Genomic DNA, 13,895 nt, shown 5'->3' with positions numbered 1-13,895 from the left:
TCAGAAACTTAAAGGGTGCTATACCTTACTGGTTACGTAACTACTTCAGGCGGAAAATGCTGGATTGCAGGGTTTCAGCGTGTGTAACCGATTACACTGATGTGATCATCCTCACTTTTTTCCGTCGGCAGGTTTCATAACATTGATAAAAACAATGATAGATAAACTTCGGAGGCATTATGCCTGGTAATACTCATAAGAGCAGAACGTCGAACAAGATGATGACCTTGTTTGTCTGCTTCTTAGCGGCTCTGGCCGGCCTGCTGTTTGGTCTGGATATCGGCGTTATCGCTGGTGCCCTGCCCTTCATCGCCAAAGATTTCAACGTGACTGCACATGAGCAAGAGTGGATTGTCAGCTCAATGATGTTCGGTGCGGCTGTCGGTGCGATTGGTAGCGGCTGGATGTCTTCACATCTCGGCCGTAAAAAGAGCCTGATGGCGGGTGCGATTCTGTTCGTGATCGGTTCACTGTGGTCAGCCATGGCGGTTAGCCCGGACATGCTGATTGCTGCACGTGTGGTGCTCGGCTTGGCCGTGGGTGTCGCGTCTTACACTGCTCCTCTGTATCTTTCTGAAATCGCACCGGAAAAGATTCGTGGCAGCATGATTTCTCTGTATCAGTTGATGATCACCATCGGTATCCTTGGCGCGTATCTGTCTGATACCGCTTTCAGTGACGCTGGCGCATGGCGCTGGATGCTGGGCATCATCACCATTCCGGCAGTGCTGCTGCTGGTGGGCGTATTCTTCCTGCCAAACAGCCCACGCTGGCTGGCGGCGAAAGGCGATTTCCGCAGTGCAGAACGCGTGCTGGCTCGTCTGCGTGATACCAGCGAACAAGCTAAACGTGAACTGGATGAGATTCGTGAAAGCCTGAAGATTAAACAGTCTGGCTGGCAGCTGTTCCAGAGCAACAGTAACTTCCGCCGTGCGGTGTTCCTGGGTGTGCTGTTGCAGGTGATGCAGCAGTTCACCGGTATGAACGTCATCATGTATTACGCGCCAAAAATCTTTGAGATTGCGGGCTTCGCTAATACCACTCAGCAGATGTGGGGCACCGTCATTGTCGGTCTGGTCAACGTACTGGCGACCTTTATTGCGATTGGCCTGGTGGATCGCTGGGGCCGTAAACCGACGCTGGTGCTGGGCTTTATCGTGATGGCTGCCGGTATGGGTATCCTCGGTACCATGCTGCACATCGGCATCAACTCTGCATCCGCACAGTACTTTGCTGTCGCCATGCTGCTGATGTTCATCGTTGGTTTTGCGATGTCTGCGGGTCCGTTGATCTGGGTACTGTGTTCAGAAATTCAGCCGCTGAAAGGCCGCGATTTTGGTATCACCGTATCGACCGCAACCAACTGGATTGCCAACATGATCGTCGGTGCCACCTTCCTGACCATGCTCAACACGCTGGGCAACGCGCCGACCTTCTGGGTGTACGCAGGTCTGAACGTGTTCTTTATCCTGCTGACCATAGCGCTGATTCCCGAGACCAAAAACGTCTCGCTGGAACACATCGAGCGCAACCTGATGAAAGGCAAAAAACTGCGCGATATCGGCCAGCAATAAGGTCGATAAGCGATACGAAGGGCTGCCGATTGGCGGCCCTTTTTTTGTGCGTTTCGTCAGGTGCGCATTTGTGCGTACCAGGTTATCCTGCCCGGCATGAAAACACCTCGCCTTCCCATTGCCCTGCAACAAGCCGTGATGCGCTCGTTGCGTCACCATTTGCAGCTCGCCAATGAAAAGCTGGAGCGTCACTATGACGAGCCGAAGCTGGTGTATCAGCAGCGCGGTACCGCTGCCGGTACGGCCTGGCTGGAGAAATGGGAGATTCGCATCAACCCGGTGCTATTGCTGGAGAATCAGCAGGCCTTTGTGGATGAGGTGGTGCCGCACGAGCTGGCGCACCTGCTGGTATGGAAAACCTTTGGTCGCGTGCCGCCGCACGGCAAAGAGTGGAAGTGGATGATGGAGAGCGTGCTCGGCGTTCCCGCGCGTCGTACCCATCAGTTCGAAATCGCTTCGGTGCGCAGCAACACCTTCCCCTATCGCTGCCGCTGTCAGCAGCACCAGCTCACCGTGCGCCGTCACAACCGCGTGTTACGGGGTGAAAGTGAATACCGCTGCGTGCAATGCGGTACTCTGCTGCAACCTGGTGAATTTTCAGCAGGTTAATCCGTTTATCTGATATCCCATCCTGCGCCATTCTGCTACCCTGCCGCCTTTTTACGCATCAGGTAATTTTTGGAATATGTCTCGCAAAACGCTGTTGTTACTCTCCTTATTAGTTGCCCCCATTAGCGCCTTCAGCCTCAGCATTACCCACTACAATCAAAATAACTTCCAGCAGGCCAAAGTGGTCGCCGCGCAGATCAATGCCGATGCTCCGGCAGAATTTTACTGCGGCTGCAAAATCAGCTGGCACGGCAAGAAAGGCGTGCCCGATCTCAGTAGCTGCGGCTACAGCGTCCGTAAAAATGCCAATCGCGCTGAACGTATTGAGTGGGAACATGTGATGCCGGCATGGGAGTTCGGCCATCAGCGCCAGTGCTGGCAAAACGGCGGTCGTAAAAAATGCAGTAAAGATGCCGATTACCGCCGCATTGAAAGCGACCTGCATAATCTGCAGCCAGCGATTGGTGAAGTGAATGGCGATCGCAATAATTTCCAGTACAGTCAGTGGAATGGCGGCGACGCGCAATATGGTCAGTGCGCAATGAAAGTCGATTTCAAGCAGAAGCTGGCGCAGCCACCCGAGCGTGCACGCGGCGCCATCGCCCGCACCTACTTCTACATGCGTGACCAATATCAGCTGCGTCTGTCACGCCAGCAGACCCAGTTGTTTACCGCCTGGAACAAGCAATATCCGGTAAGCCAATGGGAGTGCGAACGCGACAACCGCATCGCGCAGGTGCAGGGAAATCACAATCCCTATGTACAACAGGCTTGCCAGCGCTAAAAGCGCTACCCTACACTAGCTTTTTTCCGATTGGGCCGTGTCCGATGACACGGCATAACGCTGGCAGGAACCGCATGCGCATACCTCGCATTTATCATCCCGAACCTCTTGAAGTTAACAGTGAAGTCTTCCTCGATGAAGATGCCGCTAACCACGTCGGGCGCGTGCTGCGCATGACCGCCGGTCAACAAATTGAGCTGTTTGATGGCAGTAATCTGACTTTTAACGCCGAAATCACCCAGGCTGATAAAAAGCGTGTAAAAGTAAGGGTCCTTGCCAGTCAGCCTGATGACCGTGAATCTCCGCTCCATCTCCATCTTGGGCAGGTGATGTCGCGCGGCGAAAAAATGGAATTCACCATCCAGAAATCGATCGAACTCGGCGTGAACGTCATTACACCCTTGTTTTCGGAGCGCTGCGGCGTAAAGCTGGATGCTGAAAGACTGGCGAAAAAGATTCAGCAATGGCAAAAAATTGCGATTGCCGCCTGCGAACAGTGCGGCCGTAATCGTGTGCCGGAAATCCGTGAAGCGATGACGCTGGAAGCCTGGTGTGCTGAGCAGGAGAGTGGCTTAAAGCTTAATCTGCATCCACGTGCCAGTCACAGTATTAACACCCTGCCGCAGCCGGTTGAACGTGTTCGCCTGCTAATTGGTCCGGAAGGTGGTCTCTCAGCGGACGAAATTGCCATGACGGCGCAGCAGGGTTTCACCGATATTTTGTTAGGCCCACGCGTGCTGCGCACAGAAACCACTGCGCTCACGGCCATTACGGCACTTCAGGTGAGGTTTGGTGACCTCGGTTAAGGGATACTTTCGGGTTGTAAAACTACGCACGTGAAAAGCCGCAGCGCTGTCACGGAACGGGGCAAGAAATCCCCCTTTGAGGAGAGAATAATGATTAAGCTTGGCATCGTTATGGACCCAATTTCGTCCATCAACATTAAAAAAGACACCAGCTTCGCCATGTTGCTGGAAGCACAGCGCCGTGGTTACGAAATTCATTACATGGAGATGGGCGATCTCTCCCTGCGCGGTGGCGTGACCTACGCCCGCACGCGCCTGCTGAGCGTGGAGCAAAACTACGACAAATGGTATGAGTTAGGCAGTGAGCAGGTGATCCCGCTGGCCGATCTCAACGTAGTGCTGATGCGTAAAGATCCGCCGTTCGATACCGAATTCATCTATGCCACCTACCTGCTGGAACGTGCAGAAGAGCAAGGCACATTGATCGTCAACAAACCGCAGAGCCTGCGTGACTGTAACGAGAAGCTTTACACCGCGTGGTTCGCCGACCTGACGCCAGATACGCTGGTGACCCGCAACAAAGAGCAGTTGCGTGCCTTCTGGCAGGAGCACGGTGATGTGATCCTGAAGCCGCTGGACGGTATGGGCGGTGCCTCGATCTTCCGCGTGAAGCAGGACGACCCGAACTTTGGCGTCATCACCGAAACCCTGACCAACCACGGCCAGAACTTCTGCATGGCGCAAAACTATCTGCCAGCGATTAAAGATGGCGATAAACGCGTGCTGGTGGTGGATGGTGAGCCGGTGCCTTACTGCCTGGCGCGTATCCCACAGGGTGGCGAAACCCGTGGTAACCTTGCAGCGGGTGGCCGCGGTGAAGCACGCCCGTTGAGTGATAGCGACTGGGAAATCGCCCGTCGCGTGGGTCCAACGCTGAAAGCTAAAGGGCTGATTTTTGTCGGTCTGGACATCATTGGTGATAAACTCACCGAAGTTAACGTAACCAGCCCAACCTGCGTGCGTGAAATCGAGGCTGCATTCCCGATCTCGATCACCGGCATGCTGATGGATGCCATTGAGAAACGCCTGGGCTGATGTCAACGGCGTGTAAGCGCCGTGAGAACCCAAAACCGACGTGGCTGCGGCCGCGCCGGTTATTTTTGGTATACGAGTGAGAATGAATTTACAGCACCATTTTTTGATTGCGATGCCGTCGCTGCAGGACCCGCTGTTCAAACGCTCGGTGGTGTATATCTGCGAGCACAATGAAGATGGCGCCATGGGCTTGATCGTGAATAAGCCGATGGAAAACCTGACGGTCGAAGGCATTCTGAAGAAACTTAAAATCAGCCCAACAGAACGTGACCCTGCCATTAAGCTGGACAAGCCGGTGTTCGCTGGCGGCCCGCTGGCGGAAGATCGCGGCTTTATCCTGCACTCGGCCCAGAAAATTTACTCTTCCAGTATCCGTATCTCTGATAACACCGTGATCACCACTTCACGGGATGTGCTGGAAGCGATCGGCACCGCAGAACAGCCTGATAACGTGCTGGTAGCGTTAGGTTACTGCGCATGGGAGAAAGATCAGCTGGAGAACGAGCTGTTGGAAAATGCCTGGCTGACCACCCCGGCGAACAGCAATATTCTGTTCCAGACGCCAATCGCCGAACGCTGGCGCGAAGCTGCGCGCAGCATGGGCATTGATATTCATAATATGACCAGCGACGCAGGGCACGCCTGATGGCCAGTGAAACTTTACTGGGCTTCGATTTCGGCACCAAAAGCATCGGCGTGGCTGTTGGCCAGCAGCTGACCGGCACCGCACGCGCTCTGACCGCGCTTAAAGCGCAAGACGGCACGCCAGACTGGAAGCTGATTGAGAAGCTACTGAAAGAGTGGCAGCCTGATTACGTGGTGGTGGGCTTGCCGTTGAACATGGACGGCACCGAGCAGCCGTTAACCGAACGCGCACGCAAGTTCGCCAATCGCATTCATGGCCGATTTGGCGTGCGCGTTGAGTTGCAGGATGAGCGGTTAAGCACCGTGGAAGCGCGCGCCGACCTGTTCGAACGCGGTGGCTTCCGTGCATTGCAGAAAGGTCAGGTCGATTCACAATCGGCGGTGATCATTCTGGAAGATTGGTTCGACACGCATTGAATAAAATCCAGGTGCGCGTGAATGCGCACCTGGCAAATTATGCCCGCCCTTTTGAATCGACTCGCACACACTCAAATCAATCCCGCCTGTTGACGTGCCTGTTCGCTCTGCGCGAACGTCTGCATCCCTGCCTGCGCGCCGGTTTGCAGCACGCCAGGCAATTGATGCATCTTGCCCTCGCGGATTAAATTGACCACCGCAGGCGTGGCCACCAGCACCTCGAACAAACCAATCCGACCGCCATTTTTTGCCGGCACCAAACGCTGCGCCAGCACCGCTTTCAAACTGCCCGCCAGCTGGGTGCGCACCAGGTTTTTTTCCTCGGCTGGAAACACATCCACCAGCCGATCCACCGCTTGCGTGGCACCGCGCGTGTGCAGCGTTGCCAGTACCAGATGCCCGGTCTCTGCCGCCGTCAGCGCCAGCCGAATGGTCTCGCTGTCCCGTAGCTCACCCAGCAGAATCACATCCGGGTCTTCGCGCAGCGCCGCTTTCAATCCTTGCTGGAATGACGCCGTGTGTGTACCCACTTCCCGCTGCTGTATCAACGAGCGCTGGCTGTGATGCACAAACTCAATCGGATCTTCCAGCGTAATAATGTGGCGTGCCTGTTCGCGATTGAGGCTGTCCACCATCGCCGCCAGCGTGGTGGATTTACCGCTGCCGGTGGCACCCGTGATTAAGATCAGCCCCTCTTCCTGCTGCAACAATTGCTGTGCCACATCGGGCAGTTGCAACTGGTTGATGTTGGGTGCCTGGCTGGCAATCAAGCGCAGCGCCAGCGATAAACCGTGGCGCTGCATAAACAGGTTGGCACGCAAACGCACGCCGCTTTCCAGGGTGATGGCAAAATCAACGTGCCCGCTCGCTTCCAGCTCATCCTGCTGCACGCCGCTGAGCCACTGTTGCAAGAAGGTTTCCAGCCAGTCACCATCCAATGCGGTTTGATGAGGGATCGGCTCCAGCACGCCCTGCCGTCGCCAGTGCGGTAAATGTCCGCTGCAAAGGTGCAGATCGGCGGCGTTATGCTTTACACTAAGGGCCACAACTTCATCCAAATCCATTTAACTTCTCCTGACTATGACTTCCATTGAGCACAACCTACAGCAAGTGCGTGAGCGTATCGCCACTGCCGCTGCACGCTGCGGCCGCGCGCCAGAAGAAATTACCCTGCTTGCAGTGAGCAAAACCAAACCTGCGAGCGCAGTCGCAGAAGCGATTGCTGCGGGTCAGCAGGCATTCGGTGAAAATTACGTACAGGAAGGGGTTGAAAAGGTGGCTGAGCTGGCCGCACATCCTGATCTGCAGTGGCACTTTATCGGGCCGCTGCAATCCAATAAAAGCCGCCTGGTGGCGGAGAATTTTGCCTGGTGTCACACCGTGGATCGTGAACGCATCGCACAACGTCTTAACGATCAGCGTCCGGCAGCGCTGCCGCCGCTTAACGTGTTAATTCAGGTAAATATCAGTGACGAGAACAGCAAATCTGGCATCATGCTGGAGGCGATTCCGGCGCTGGCGGCACAGATAGCCGCATTACCACATCTGCGCTTGCGCGGATTGATGGCGATCCCGGCACCGGAGCCTGATTACGATCGACAGTTCGCGGTATGCCAGCAGATGGCTGACGCGTTTCGCGCCCTGCAACAGAATTACCCTGACGTCGATACGCTTTCTCTGGGAATGAGCGACGACATGGATGCGGCAATCGCCGCAGGCAGCACCATGGTGCGTATTGGCACCGCCGTATTTGGCGCGCGAGATTATGCGCGACCTTCACAACAATAATTGAGGAACCTCATGTTAACAATGACGTTTTTAGTCAAAACGCTGATCGACCTGTACGTGATGGTATTGCTGCTGCGCATCTGGATGCAGTGGTCACGCTGTGATTTCTATAACCCGCTGTCACAGTTTGTGGTGAAGATTACACAGCCGATTATCAAACCGCTGCGTCGCGTGCTGCCAGCAATAGGCCCGATTGACACGGCCTCGCTGGTGTTGGCCTTTGTACTGACCACCCTGAAATATCCGGTGCTACTGTTAATTCAGGTTGGCGTATTCTCCGTGGATCCCACCAATCTGTTGGTCGGCCTGCTGTCACTGGTGAAATCCGCCGGTTATCTGGTGTTCTGGGTGATTATCATTCGTTCACTGATGAGCTGGATCAGCCAGGGACGTGGCCCGATTGATTACGTGTTGATTCAGCTGACTGAACCGCTGATGGCACCGATTCGCCGTATTCTGCCTGCGATGGGCGGCATCGATTTCTCTGCCATGATTGTGATTCTGGTGCTGTACGCGCTGAATTTCCTCGGCATGGACCTGTTCCCAGGCCTCTGGTATTTGCTGTAATTCGTTAATCTGGAACTGTTATGCAAAAAGTCGTACTCGCCACCGGTAATCCGGGCAAAGTTCGTGAACTGGCCGATTTGTTAGCGGCCTTCGGCCTCGATATCGTGGCACAAACCGAGCTGGGCGTTGAGTCAGCGGAAGAAACCGGCCTGACCTTTATTGAAAATGCCCTTCTTAAGGCGCGTCATGCGGCGCAGATCACTGGCTTACCAGCGATTGCCGATGACTCTGGTCTGGCGGTAGATGCGCTCGGCGGCGCGCCAGGCATCTACTCTGCGCGCTATGCCGGTGAAGACGCCAGCGATCAGCAAAATCTCGATAAGCTGCTGGTTGCATTAGAAAATGTGCCGGAGGGGCAACGTCAGGCGCAGTTCCACTGTGTGCTGGTTTATGTGCGTCATGCTGAAGATCCCACACCGTTGGTGTTCCACGGCAGTTGGGCGGGTGAAATTACCCGTGCAGCCGCAGGTGAAGGCGGCTTTGGTTACGACCCGATTTTCTATGTTCCTGAACTAGGCAAAACCGCAGCAGAGCTGAGTAAAGATGAAAAGCGTGCTGTTTCTCACCGTGGCAAAGCATTGACGCTGTTACTGGATGCGATGCGCGATGCCTGAGTTACCTCCGTTAAGCCTGTACATCCACATTCCGTGGTGTGTACAGAAGTGCCCGTACTGTGATTTCAACTCTCACGCGTTAAAAGGCGAGGTGCCGCACATCGAGTATGTGCAGCACCTGCTCAGCGATCTTGAACAGGACCTGCCGCTTACCGCTGGCCGTGAAGTGCGCACCATCTTCATTGGCGGCGGCACACCGAGCCTGCTCAGCAGCAACGCCATGCAAATGTTGATGGATGGCGTGCGCGCGCGCCTGCCGCTGGCGGCCGATGCAGAGGTCACCATGGAAGCCAATCCGGGCACCGTGGAAGCGGATCGCTTCAGCGGCTACCAGAAAGCCGGTATTAACCGTATTTCGATTGGCGTGCAGAGTTTTAGCCCGCAGAAGCTGGAGCGCTTAGGGCGCATTCACGGCCCTGATGAAGCGGTACGTGCCGCCCATCTCGCCGCCGGTCTTGGCCTGCGCAGCTTTAACCTCGATCTGATGCACGGTTTGCCCGATCAGTCACTGGAAGAGGCACTGGACGATTTGCGTCAGGCGATTGCGCTGAATCCGCCGCACCTGTCGTGGTATCAGCTAACCATCGAACCGAATACGATGTTCAGCTCGCGTCCGCCGGTATTGCCGGATGACGATGCGCTGTGGGATATCTATGAGCAAGGCCATGAATTGCTAAGTGCCGCTGGTTATCAGCAGTACGAGACTTCAGCCTATGCCAAGCCGGGTTATCGCTGCGAACACAACCTCAACTACTGGCGCTTTGGTGATTACCTTGGCATCGGCTGTGGTGCCCACGGCAAACTGACGCAACCGGATGGCAGAATTGTGCGTACGGTGAAAACCCGTCATCCGCGCGGCTTTATGCAAGGTAAGTATCTCGACAAGCAGCACAACGTGGAGAACGATGATAAGCCGTTTGAGTTCTTTATGAACCGCTTCCGTCTGCTGGAAGCCGCACCGCGTGCAGATTTCAGCCGCTATACCGGGTTGGATGAGCAAGTGATCCGTGCGCAGATGGATGAAGCGATCAAAGCGGGTTACGTGGTGGAAACCGCAGAGCAGTGGCAGATAACCGAGAAAGGGAAGTTGTTCCTGAATTCGCTGCTTGAACTGTTTATGTAGGCCAGAGCCCATACGCTTAGACCTTAGTACGAAGCTGCACTGAGCCGCCCCTATGTTGAGACACCCTTAGTGTTCAAAAAGGCTTAGCCGTCTCCCCTGACATTCAAGGCGGCGGCTAATTCTAAACGGCTTACCCGTCTCCCCTGACATTCAAGGCGGCGGCTAATTCGAAACGGCTTACCCGTCCCCCCTGGCATTCAAGGCGGCGGCTAATTCAAGACGGCTTCGCAACCAGGCCATCAAAGCGGCTAAGCCGCCTGTGCACAGCGGCGCACCTGCTGAAGTGACCCCGTTCCCGAAGACATTCGCTGTCCTCACGACGAGGCCTTTTCGAAGGCCGCGACACAACTTACTTAACGTTCTGCATCAAACCTTTACGCTGTGCTTCCAGATCCGTCACGCGATTACACACCTCATGACCGAAATTCTGGAAGTCCTGTTCCTGCTTATTCCATTCCGCCTGAACCGCCTGCTGCAGACCGCCAAGGTTGCCCATAATCGCCTGCAGTGGATTGCTGCCGCTCGCGGCCTGGCTGCTGCCCATCTCGTTCAGGCTGTCCTGCATAATGCCGCCCAGCGTGCTCTGCACCAGCTTTTCGCCATCGGCGCGCACCTGATCAATCGCCTGATGGTGGAAGGTCAAACCATCCGGGCGATGCTCAATGATACGGTTCATCTGCTGCTTTAGCTGTCCATCCAGTTTGGTCAGACGATTGCGCACGTTGCTGTTGGCACCGAGCTTTTCCACAATCACTTTATCCAGCGCTACGCGGCTGCGCTCCAGACGCGTTGATGCACCGTTATCAACCCACGGCAAATCACGGCGTAACGCATTCTGATAGTCGATGGCCTTCTGACGCGTGGCGTTATCCACGTTGGCTTTCTGCCCGTTAAAGGTCACATCGCCCTGCGGTGAGATTTCAAGATTACCGTTAGTGCCCACCACCTGCACACTCTGCGGTTTGATGATCACGTCATCCTGAGGATTAACACTGCACTGATAATCAGCCTGGGCCTGTGATGCAGCAGCCAGCAGCAGTGCGGTAAGAAGCGCCTTACGAACCATGAAATCTCCCTAAAATGAAAAGCCGCCCACGCCTTGCTGTAAGAACAGGTCAGGCACAAGCGGCGCAGCGAATTGGAAAACGGTCAGCGCACAGCAACTGGCGCGCATCGGAGTACACAAGAATGACTCGTGATGCTCGCCCCTTTCGGAGCCGCCCTGTGGGCGTTCAGATTGCTATCGCAATTTGTGCATGCACTGCCCGGCGCCCAAAGCGCAAGTGAGCTAGCCTGAAGCGATCTCTCAGGCTGGTAAAATAGTTAGTCCCACCAGACGTCAAAGAGTTCAGTCACCTGAACATCTGACAGCTCGCGTTTCTCCAGCCATTTACGCACCAGCTCACGGTGCTCATCAGTGCACTTACCGGTTTCCTGCAGGCAAACCAGGCCTTCCCACACCAGATAACCGCTGCCGTCATACGCCAGGCCATTCGGATCAATCACTTCAGTAATAAACTGATCCAGCGTGGCATCAATTTGCTCCTCGGTGGTGCCTTCGGCAAAACGCCAGGCAACAGAGAAACCTAACTCCTGAAACTCATCGATATGCAGTTTTTTACGTAAACGACGGCTACGCTGTACGGCCATTATTTAATCCTCTCAAACATCAGATCCCAAACGCCGTGGCCCAGTCGCTGCCCGCGCTGCTCAAATTTCGTTAACGGGCGCGTTTCCGGACGCGGCACGTAATCGTTAGCTTCTGACAGGTTTTTATACCCATCCACGCTGCTCATGATTTCCAGCATGTGCGTCGCGTAATCTTCCCAGTCGGTGGCCATATGGAACACGCCGCCCAGTTTCAGCTTACGCATCACCAACTCGGCAAAAGGTACCTGCACAATGCGACGTTTATTGTGGCGCGCTTTATGCCATGGATCCGGGAAGAACAGTTGAACCATGCGCAGTGAGTTATCCGGAATCATCTGCTGCAGCACTTCCACTGCGTCGTGACACATCACGCGCAGGTTTTCCACGCCCGCTTCTTTTGCCGAAGCCAGGCAAGCGCCCACGCCCGGCGCATGGACTTCAAGGCCGAGGAAGTTCTGATGGGGATTATTTTGCGCCATGGTCACCAGTGAGGCGCCCATACCAAAACCGATTTCCAGCACCACTGGCGCTTCGCGACCAAACAGTGCAGCTAAATCCAGCGGCTCCTGCTGGAACTCGACGCCCATCTCCGGCCAGTAATTATCGAGCGCGAGCTGCTGTCCTTTCGTTAAGCGCCCCTGGCGGCGCACAAAACTGCGGATACGGCGTAATGGCCGCCCGTTCTCATCAAATTCCGGGGTGATGACGTCATTAATCATGTTGAAGCCTGCTGGTTAGCCTTTTCTGGGAAACGGGCATTATGCAAAGTTAGATAGCAGAAGCAAGCCTTTGCAATCTTCCGGTTTACACCCCGATGTCTCTGTGCTGGAATTCCTGCCTGATTGTAGAGCAAACACGGAATATTTCCTCAAATGATGCAAGCGCCGCAGTTCGCGCAACAGGTGCTGGAGTGGTATCAGCGCTTCGGCCGCAAAACCCTGCCGTGGCAGCAGGAGAAAACACCCTATAAGGTGTGGCTCTCCGAAGTGATGCTGCAGCAGACACAAGTTGCCACCGTTATCCCTTACTTTGAACGCTTTATGGCGCGCTTCCCGACGATTGCCGATCTGGCCGCTGCACCGCTGGACGAAGTACTGCATCTGTGGACCGGCCTCGGCTATTACGCCCGTGCGCGCAATTTGCATAAAGCGGCAAAACAGGTGGTCGATAAGCACGGTGGCGAGTTCCCGCGCAATTTCGATGACGTAGCCGCGCTGCCCGGCGTTGGGCGCTCCACGGCGGGTGCCGTGCTGTCCCTGTCGCTGGGCCTCCACTTCCCGATTCTCGATGGCAACGTCAAGCGCGTGCTGGCACGTTGTTATGTCGTCGGCGGTTGGCCGGGCAAAAAAGATGTTGAGAAACGTCTATGGCAAATCAGCGAAGAAGTGACGCCTGCCGAAGGCGTTAGCCAGTTTAATCAGGCGATGATGGATCTCGGTGCGTTAGTGTGTACTCGCTCACGTCCCAAATGTGAAATTTGCCCGGTCAGCAACGGCTGCGTAGCGTATGCCAACAATAGTTGGGCGGAGTATCCAGGTAAGAAGCCCAAAGTAACGATTCCCGAGCGCACCGGCTGGTTCCTGATGATGCAGCACGGCGACGACGTGTTTCTGGAGCAACGTCCGCCAGTGGGATTATGGGGCGGCCTGTTCTGTTTCCCGCAGTTTACTAGTGAGCAAGCGCTAACTGACTGGCTGGCCGAACGCGGCATTCACGCTAAACCGCAGCAGCTAACGGCGTTTCGTCATACCTTCAGCCATTTCCACTTAGACATTGTGCCTATGTGGCTGGCGTGGCCTTCTGCCGGGTCGCTGATGGATGAAGCGAGCGGTCTCTGGTATAACTTAGCGCAACCACCGTCAGTGGGTTTGGCAGCGCCCGTTGAGCGTTTGCTGCACGAATTGCGCCATCCCCAGCAACTGGCACTGCACACGCGCGTGATCCAAGAGGAAGAGTAATGAGCCGCACCATTTTTTGTACGTTTCTGCAACGCGACGCTGAAGGGCAGGATTTCCAGCTCTATCCAGGTGAGATCGGTAAACGCATCTACAATGATATTTCCAAAGAAGCCTGGCAGCAGTGGATGTCCAAGCAGACCATGTTGATCAATGAGAAGAAGCTCAACATGATGAATCCGGAAGATCGCAAAGTGCTGGAAAAGGAGATGATCAATTTCCTGTTCGAAGGCAAAGATGTGCACATCGAAGGTTTCACCCCGCCAGAAAAATAAACGTTCAGGGCCTTCCTTTGAGGCCCTCTTTTTCGAATCAGGCACGCATTTAC

The 13,895-nt window shown here is 55.1% G+C and carries 17 protein-coding genes; 13 read left to right on the top strand and 4 right to left on the bottom strand.

The window, feature by feature from the left end; translation table 11 throughout:
- Positions 1-179 precede the first annotated feature (179 nt).
- From LH22_RS06045 to ruvX, 7 genes are all read left to right on the top strand, one after another.
- Positions 180-1,574, top strand: a complete 1,395-nt coding sequence (locus LH22_RS06045) for a sugar porter family MFS transporter (RefSeq protein WP_038644920.1) — start codon at positions 180-182, stop codon at positions 1,572-1,574.
- 96 nt (positions 1,575-1,670) lie between these two features.
- Positions 1,671-2,183, top strand: a complete 513-nt coding sequence (locus tag LH22_RS06040) for a SprT family zinc-dependent metalloprotease (RefSeq protein WP_045831736.1) — start codon at positions 1,671-1,673, stop codon at positions 2,181-2,183.
- A gap of 76 nt (positions 2,184-2,259) precedes the next feature.
- The gene (gene endA, locus LH22_RS06035; RefSeq protein ID WP_038644916.1) at positions 2,260-2,967 is read left to right on the top strand and encodes a deoxyribonuclease I; all 708 of its coding nucleotides are present in this window, start codon (positions 2,260-2,262) and stop codon (positions 2,965-2,967) included.
- A gap of 74 nt (positions 2,968-3,041) precedes the next feature.
- A complete protein-coding gene (rsmE, locus tag LH22_RS06030) occupies positions 3,042-3,773 on the top strand; it encodes a 16S rRNA (uracil(1498)-N(3))-methyltransferase (protein ID WP_038644914.1) in 732 nt (243 codons plus the stop codon).
- Positions 3,774-3,863: 90 nt separating this feature from the next.
- Positions 3,864-4,808 carry a glutathione synthase gene (gshB, locus tag LH22_RS06025; protein WP_038644912.1) on the top strand — a complete coding sequence of 315 codons (945 nt, stop codon included), beginning with the start codon at positions 3,864-3,866 and terminating at the stop codon, positions 4,806-4,808.
- Between the two features lie 82 nt (positions 4,809-4,890).
- Positions 4,891-5,454 (top strand): YqgE/AlgH family protein, encoded by a 564-nt coding sequence (locus LH22_RS06020; protein ID WP_038644910.1) that lies wholly within the window; start codon positions 4,891-4,893, stop codon positions 5,452-5,454.
- On the top strand, positions 5,454-5,870 hold the full coding sequence (gene ruvX / locus LH22_RS06015) for a Holliday junction resolvase RuvX (protein WP_038644908.1): 417 nt from the start codon (positions 5,454-5,456) through the stop codon (positions 5,868-5,870). Before LH22_RS06020 ends, ruvX begins: the two co-directional genes overlap by 1 nt.
- Positions 5,871-5,941: 71 nt before the next feature.
- On the opposite strand, the gene LH22_RS06010 is transcribed toward ruvX, so the two are convergent.
- Positions 5,942-6,934 (bottom strand): type IV pilus twitching motility protein PilT, encoded by a 993-nt coding sequence (locus LH22_RS06010; RefSeq protein ID WP_038644906.1) that lies wholly within the window; start codon positions 6,932-6,934, stop codon positions 5,942-5,944.
- A 16-nt stretch (positions 6,935-6,950) separates the two neighbouring features.
- Between LH22_RS06010 and LH22_RS06005 the strand changes: the two genes are divergently transcribed.
- The 4 genes from LH22_RS06005 to hemW are packed head-to-tail and all read left to right on the top strand — an operon-like array spanning position 6,951 to position 9,962.
- Positions 6,951-7,658, top strand: coding sequence for a YggS family pyridoxal phosphate-dependent enzyme (locus LH22_RS06005; protein WP_038644904.1), 708 nt, complete (start codon positions 6,951-6,953; stop codon positions 7,656-7,658).
- A gap of 12 nt (positions 7,659-7,670) precedes the next feature.
- Positions 7,671-8,225 carry a YggT family protein gene (locus LH22_RS06000; RefSeq protein WP_034823271.1) on the top strand — a complete coding sequence of 185 codons (555 nt, stop codon included), beginning with the start codon at positions 7,671-7,673 and terminating at the stop codon, positions 8,223-8,225.
- 20 nt (positions 8,226-8,245) lie between these two features.
- Positions 8,246-8,839 carry an XTP/dITP diphosphatase gene (locus LH22_RS05995; protein ID WP_038644902.1) on the top strand — a complete coding sequence of 198 codons (594 nt, stop codon included), beginning with the start codon at positions 8,246-8,248 and terminating at the stop codon, positions 8,837-8,839.
- Positions 8,832-9,962, top strand: coding sequence for a radical SAM family heme chaperone HemW (gene hemW / locus LH22_RS05990; RefSeq protein ID WP_038644900.1), 1,131 nt, complete (start codon positions 8,832-8,834; stop codon positions 9,960-9,962). Before LH22_RS05995 ends, hemW begins: the two co-directional genes overlap by 8 nt.
- Before the next feature lie 349 nt (positions 9,963-10,311).
- On the opposite strand, the gene LH22_RS05985 is transcribed toward hemW, so the two are convergent.
- From LH22_RS05985 to trmB, 3 genes are all read right to left on the bottom strand, one after another.
- Positions 10,312-11,028 carry a DUF2884 domain-containing protein gene (locus LH22_RS05985; RefSeq protein ID WP_038644898.1) on the bottom strand — a complete coding sequence of 239 codons (717 nt, stop codon included), beginning with the start codon at positions 11,026-11,028 and terminating at the stop codon, positions 10,312-10,314.
- A 257-nt stretch (positions 11,029-11,285) separates the two neighbouring features.
- Positions 11,286-11,612, bottom strand: coding sequence for a YggL family protein (locus LH22_RS05980; RefSeq protein ID WP_034823275.1), 327 nt, complete (start codon positions 11,610-11,612; stop codon positions 11,286-11,288).
- Positions 11,612-12,331, bottom strand: a complete 720-nt coding sequence (gene trmB, locus LH22_RS05975; protein WP_038644896.1) for a tRNA (guanosine(46)-N7)-methyltransferase TrmB — start codon at positions 12,329-12,331, stop codon at positions 11,612-11,614. Before trmB ends, LH22_RS05980 begins: the two co-directional genes overlap by 1 nt.
- A 153-nt stretch (positions 12,332-12,484) precedes the next feature.
- Here trmB and mutY point away from each other — a divergent pair, with 153 nt between their 5' ends.
- Together mutY and LH22_RS05965 are read left to right on the top strand one after the other, a co-directional pair.
- On the top strand, positions 12,485-13,570 hold the full coding sequence (gene mutY, locus LH22_RS05970; protein ID WP_038644894.1) for an A/G-specific adenine glycosylase: 1,086 nt from the start codon (positions 12,485-12,487) through the stop codon (positions 13,568-13,570).
- Positions 13,570-13,842, top strand: a complete 273-nt coding sequence (locus LH22_RS05965; RefSeq protein ID WP_038644892.1) for an oxidative damage protection protein — start codon at positions 13,570-13,572, stop codon at positions 13,840-13,842. The genes mutY and LH22_RS05965 overlap by 1 nt, the downstream gene beginning before the upstream one ends.
- Positions 13,843-13,895: the final 53 nt, after the last annotated feature.

The organism is Pantoea rwandensis (genome assembly GCF_000759475.1).
Taxonomy (GTDB): domain Bacteria; phylum Pseudomonadota; class Gammaproteobacteria; order Enterobacterales; family Enterobacteriaceae; genus Pantoea; species Pantoea rwandensis_B.
The sequence above is the reverse complement of the archived record's forward strand: the minus strand, read 5'-3'. Positions and strand labels throughout refer to the sequence as shown.